This window comes from Hydrogenovibrio sp., from assembly GCF_049975065.1.
GTDB lineage: Bacteria > Pseudomonadota > Gammaproteobacteria > Thiomicrospirales > Thiomicrospiraceae > Hydrogenovibrio.
This window is the reverse complement of sequence record NZ_JBNGDN010000012.1, coordinates 27,699-32,970: the sequence shown is the minus strand read 5'-3', so window position 1 is coordinate 32,970 and position 5,272 is coordinate 27,699. Positions and strand designations below refer to the sequence as shown.

Sequence of the window (5,272 nt, the reverse complement as noted above, 5' to 3'; positions counted from 1 at the left end):
TTGTGAAAACAAAATTCTGCGCGATCTTAGCGCAAATTTATGAAATTTCCGGGCTGGATAACGGCATTAATTTTTTTAAATTGCATATTAAAATGGATTCTATCAGAATAGCCGTTATGTATAAGAATTCTCGTTATTTCATTCATTTTCTGGCCGTCGGCTACAGTCTGATTATTATTCTGGTGGCCATTTCGTCGGCTATTTTTTTCAACTACGGACACAAAATCGCCGATGCGTTCAAACAACATCAGCAAAACACCGCGTATCAAACCAGCTTGGACGCCCTGTTCAATGCCGCCACCCACCGCAGCATCCTAATGGTGCGCATGCTGAATGCCGACGACCTGTTTGATATTGACAGCCTGCACATGGAAATGTTCCGTTACGAACAGACGGTCATCCAAAACCTTTCAGCCTTACGCAAAAACGCACAGTCACCCACCCAGGTTGAAATCACGCAAGAAGCCGCCAAAATCATGACGCGCAATCGTCACTATCAAGAAAAAGTCTATTCGCTGCTGATGAATCAGCAGAAAGAAGCCGCCCTAAAACAGCTGGTGGAGGTGACCCTGCCGATACAAACCCAAGTATTCAATACTTTGGAACAGCTCAAACAGGATTACGAAGCGGCTTCAGAGAAATCCGAAGCGCACTTTGCCGACACGCTGGCCAATATGCACACCCTGATTCTCTGGGCGGCGCTGCCGATTATTTTCAGTCTGGTGGTGATCGCACTGCTGACCATTGATCAGCTCCGGCGCTATGCCCGCACCCAACAGACGCTGCGCGATCATTTAGAAGAACGGGTATTACAGCGCACACATGAGCTTTTGCTGGATCGCAATTTGATGCATAACTTAAACGAAGCCATCGGTATTTTTAACGAAGACGGCCACCTTGAAATCAGCAATAAAAAACTGACCGAATTACGCTTAGCCAATGAATTGGGCAGCACCCTGTCCATCTGGGAACTGTTGAAAAAAGCCTTTTTTCAACTCGATGTCGCAGCCATACAGGAACAGGTCGCCATCCACAAACGCTGGCGCGGCGAAGGCGCGGCACTGCATTACAAACATCAATTCATGATGATTGACATCGCGCAATTTAACGACAAAACACTGCCGCAGAACTACTATTCGATTATTTTCAGTGATATTACCGAACTGAAACACACACAAAACCAATTGAGCTTCACCGCCAATTACGATGCCGTGACGAACCTCCCGAACCGCTACTCTTTCAACCAGCACATCCAGAACAGCATCCAAAAGCACCCGGAAAGACCCTTACACCTCTTTTACATTGATTTGAACGACTTCAAATGGGTCAACGACCATTTAGGCCATAATACCGGCGACGATTTTCTACGCCATGCCGGACAGGCGTTTAAAGAAGTCTTGCCGCAAGAAGCCTTTATCGCGCGCCTAGGCGGCGACGAATTTGCCATTCTATTGCACACCCATCAGACACTCAAGCAACTGACTCGTTTAGCCAATGAGCTGACGCATCAGATCCGCCGCATTAACGATCACCACCACACCAACCATCAAGTCAGTTGCAGTATCGGCATCGCCTCTTACCCGGAGCACGGCGACACGGAAGAAACCCTGATCAAACACGCCGACTACGCCATGTACCAAGCTAAACGGGTCAAACAAACACCCTACTGCCGGTTTTCGGACACAATGCGTCAACAACTCAGCTACCTGCATGAAATCGAAGAAAGCCTGCACACAGCGGTACGTGATAAAGCGTTTCAAGTCCATTATCAACCGCAATACCACCTGCACACTTTGAAACTGGTCGGTGCCGAAGCCTTGATTCGCTGGCCGAGAGAAGATCGCATGGTGCCGCCAACGGAGTTCATTCCGCTGGCGGAAAAATTCGGTCTCATCAACGCCATCGGCGAATTCGTGCTGGACACCGCCGCACAGCAGCTTCAGGCCTGGTCAAATTGCGCAATCGCCCTGCCCAGAGTCGCCGTCAACACCTCCTCAACCCAATTACTGGCCGGGAACTTTGCCACCCTTGTGGCACAAACCCTGACACGCCATCAATTGCAACCCAATCAAATGGACATTGAAGTCACCGAATCGGTGATGATGAAAAACCTCGAACATACCGGTTCCGATGAAAGTGCGAATGGACTCAGTCTGTTGCAAACCAAAGGCGTGGAAATTTCCATCGACGACTTCGGCACTGGCTACTCTTCCTTGTCCTACATCAAACATCTGAATGTGGATCGCATTAAAATCGACAAGAGTTTTATCGACGACATTGAGCTGAACCCAGAGGCACGCTCCATCGTCCGCGCCATCATTAAAATGGGGCACAGTCTCGGTATCAAAGTCTTAGCGGAAGGCATTGAAACGCCCAATCAATTGGACATTCTCAAGTCACTGGAGTGTGACGAAGGACAGGGCTATCTATTCAGCCGACCGTTAAACGCCGAACAGTTTGAACAAAAGTGTCTGCAAACGACGGGTTAACAACGCATTAACGACGGAAGGCTAGCTTCTAAAGAGTAGCGACTGAAGGGTAACGACAAAAGATTAACAACCACGCAGTCACGCCGATTAACTCGAAATGACCAGGCCTGGTGAAAATTCACCAGGCCTGGCAAGAAGCAAGAACAAAGCAACGTGAGTCATTAAAATGCCCAAATCAACCGATGAGATGGCCGCGCTGGCAGCGATCCTGAAGGCCATTCAGAAGGCTCCCAAACAAGGAGCCGAAACACACCTGACCGATGAACAGATTAAACGCTTGGCCGAGGCGATTAAAAAACAGCTGCGTCAACAGCTTCACTGAGCTGCAAACCGCTTTCAACCTCGTTGCGTTTTTCGCTTCCGAGTAGATTTTCGATCAACGTCAACGCGAATGCAATGGCCGTTCCTGGGCCTTTTGAGGTCACAATCTGACCGTCCTGAACCACAGCGGCATCCACAAACGTCATATTTTCTGCCGGTTGGTTTTCAATCACACCCGGAAAGCTGGTGGCTTTTTTACCCGCCAATAAACCGGCGGTGACCAGCACCTTCGGCGCGGCGCAAATGGCGGCTGAATAGCCGCCTTGCTGCACCGTCTGCTGCAACATACGCTGCAAACGCAGATCCGCATTCAAGTGATTGGCACCCGGCAAACCGCCGGGCAAGGCAATCACGTCAAACCGATCCGATTCAACTTCGGCCAAGGTGGTCTGAGCCACCAGTTGCACGCCACGACTGGCGGTAATCAAACGTTCCTCATCTAAGCTTGCCGTGACCACCTCGACACCCGCACGCGTCAACAAATCGATAAGGGTGACGGCTTCGAGTTCTTCACACCCTTGAGCCAACGGAACCAATGCACGTTTTGTCATACGCCCTCACGGTTTCATTTGCTGGGTGAAATACATGCCTTTCAACAGACTCAAGGCTTCATACAGCTCGTAATCGTTCGACAGGAGCTCTTCCAGCTCTTTTTGTTTGGCCAGCTCAGCCTCACTCAATTTTTTCTCGGGTTTGGCTTCATTTTCGCCATTCAAGTGTCCGGTCAAATCTTTTTCCTTCACGCGGACAAAGTCGGTGCCCTGCAGTTTTTCCACTTTGACCTGATTGATGACGATATCCGGCTGGATGCCATCGGCTTGAATCGAGCGGCCATCGGGCGTGTAATACAGCGCCGTGGTCATTTTAATCGCCCCACCGTTGTTCAACGGAATCAACGTTTGCACCGAACCTTTACCAAAACTGGCACGACCGGCGATCAAGGCACGTTTCTGATCCTGCAAGGCACCGGAGACGATTTCCGACGCCGAGGCCGAACCTTCATTGATCAGCACCACAATCGGTTTATCGTTCATCAGATCCCCAGGCTCGGCTAAAAACTCCATATCCGAGTTCTGCACGCGCCCTTTGGTGTAAACAATCATGCCACCATTTAAAAACGCATTAGACACATCCACTGCGGCACGCAAAACACCCCCAGGGTTATTGCGCAAATCCAGCACCAAGCCGTTCAAATCGCCTTTATTGTCTTCTTCCAATTGCTCAATCGTCTTCACCAAATCTTCACCGGTGCGCAACTGGAACTGACTGATGCGAACATAGCCCATGCCATCCTTCAGCATCTGTCCTTTAACGCTTTTAACCTTAATCACCGCTCGCGTCAGCTCGATCACCAAGGGCTTATCCTCTCCTTGACGCACAATGGTCAACTTGATCTTCGAACCGGGTTTGCCGCGCATGATTTTAACCGCTTCGGCCAATGTTTTACCCTTAACCGGTTCATCGCCGAGTTTGATAATCAAATCACCGGCCTTCACACCGGCTTTCTGCGCCGGGGTATCGTCAATCGGTGAAATGACTTTGACAAAACCGTCTTCCATGCCGACTTCCATACCCAAACCACCAAATTCACCGGTGGTATGCTCTTCCATTTTCTTGAAATTCTTAGGCGCCAGATAGTCAGAATGCGGATCCAAGCTGGATAACATCCCGCTGATCGCTCCTTCCAACAGGGCTTCGTTTTTGACAGGTTCGACATAATCGGTCGAAATACGATCAAACACTTCAACAAACGATCGTAATTCTTCCAGCGGCAAAACGGCTTGAGGCGCACGGTTCGATTCCGCTTCGTTTTCCGCCAAAACCGACGTGCCGACCACCACCGTAGCGCCCAGTACCGCACCGTAAAACATCCAAAAACTTTTCTTAACCCAGGTTACTTTCACACTTCACTCCAAAAGGCGTTTCTCTTCAACAAAAATAAATTTACTTCATTATAAGTTATGTTTAAGTGACTTTAGAGAACTATTTAATTAAAATCACGACCGTCATTTAAACACATTTCCCCCCAACAAAAGAACTACAACGGTGAAACAAACATGGAAGAAGTCAACGCCCTAGCCATCAAAGAAGAAAACATCGAAAAGGCCTCCAAAGCCTTAAAAGCCATGGGACATCCATTGCGGTTGAAAATTCTGTGTGTCTTGGGTGACAGTGAAATGCCCGTCATGGACATCGTCTCCAAAGTCGGCACCACCCAAAGCAATATTTCACAGCACATCGACATTCTGCGCGAAAAAGAAATCATCACTTCCCGCCGTGACGGCAGCCGCATACTGTGCAAGGTCCGCGACCCGCAAATACTCAACCTGCTGGAAGCCATGCAACAAACTTTTTGCCCGGTTTAACCCAGTCCCACTTTTTCTGCAAGGCAGCCTGTTATACAGAACGTCTTGCTGCGAAACCTATGCTCTGCGCAATCTCTGCACAAACTTTGTGAGTCG

5 protein-coding genes are annotated in these 5,272 nt (G+C 49.2%); 3 read left to right on the top strand and 2 right to left on the bottom strand.

The window, feature by feature from the left end:
- The first annotated feature begins 116 nt into the window (after positions 1 to 116).
- Positions 117 to 2,489, top strand: a complete 2,373-nt coding sequence (locus ACP5D0_RS03210) for a putative bifunctional diguanylate cyclase/phosphodiesterase (protein ID WP_472364132.1) — start codon at positions 117 to 119, stop codon at positions 2,487 to 2,489.
- A 166-nt stretch (positions 2,490 to 2,655) separates the two neighbouring features.
- A complete protein-coding gene (locus ACP5D0_RS03205) occupies positions 2,656 to 2,811 on the top strand; it encodes a hypothetical protein (protein WP_472364131.1) in 156 nt (51 codons plus the stop codon).
- Here ACP5D0_RS03205 and ACP5D0_RS03200 read toward each other — a convergent pair.
- The gene (locus ACP5D0_RS03200) at positions 2,780 to 3,361 is read right to left on the bottom strand and encodes a DJ-1 family glyoxalase III (protein WP_472364130.1); all 582 of its coding nucleotides are present in this window, start codon (positions 3,359 to 3,361) and stop codon (positions 2,780 to 2,782) included. The genes ACP5D0_RS03205 and ACP5D0_RS03200 overlap by 32 nt on opposite strands.
- Before the next feature lie 6 nt (positions 3,362 to 3,367).
- Positions 3,368 to 4,681, bottom strand: coding sequence for a S41 family peptidase (locus ACP5D0_RS03195; RefSeq protein WP_472364133.1), 1,314 nt, complete (start codon positions 4,679 to 4,681; stop codon positions 3,368 to 3,370).
- A gap of 186 nt (positions 4,682 to 4,867) precedes the next feature.
- Between ACP5D0_RS03195 and ACP5D0_RS03190 the strand changes: the two genes are divergently transcribed.
- A complete protein-coding gene (locus ACP5D0_RS03190; RefSeq protein ID WP_472364129.1) occupies positions 4,868 to 5,176 on the top strand; it encodes an ArsR/SmtB family transcription factor in 309 nt (102 codons plus the stop codon).
- Positions 5,177 to 5,272 lie beyond the last annotated feature (96 nt).

What these genes read in the sequence shown, in the direction of transcription:
- ACP5D0_RS03200 (WP_472364130.1), bottom strand. Translation starts at nt 3,361, where the DNA reads ATGACAAAACGTGCATTGGTTCCGTTGGCTCAAGGGTGTGAAGAACTC.
- ACP5D0_RS03190 (WP_472364129.1), top strand. Translation starts at nt 4,868, where the DNA reads ATGGAAGAAGTCAACGCCCTAGCCATCAAAGAAGAAAACATCGAAAAG.
- ACP5D0_RS03210 (WP_472364132.1), top strand. Translation starts at nt 117, where the DNA reads ATGTATAAGAATTCTCGTTATTTCATTCATTTTCTGGCCGTCGGCTAC.
- ACP5D0_RS03205 (WP_472364131.1), top strand. Translation starts at nt 2,656, where the DNA reads ATGCCCAAATCAACCGATGAGATGGCCGCGCTGGCAGCGATCCTGAAG.
- ACP5D0_RS03195 (WP_472364133.1), bottom strand. Translation starts at nt 4,681, where the DNA reads ATGTTTTACGGTGCGGTACTGGGCGCTACGGTGGTGGTCGGCACGTCG.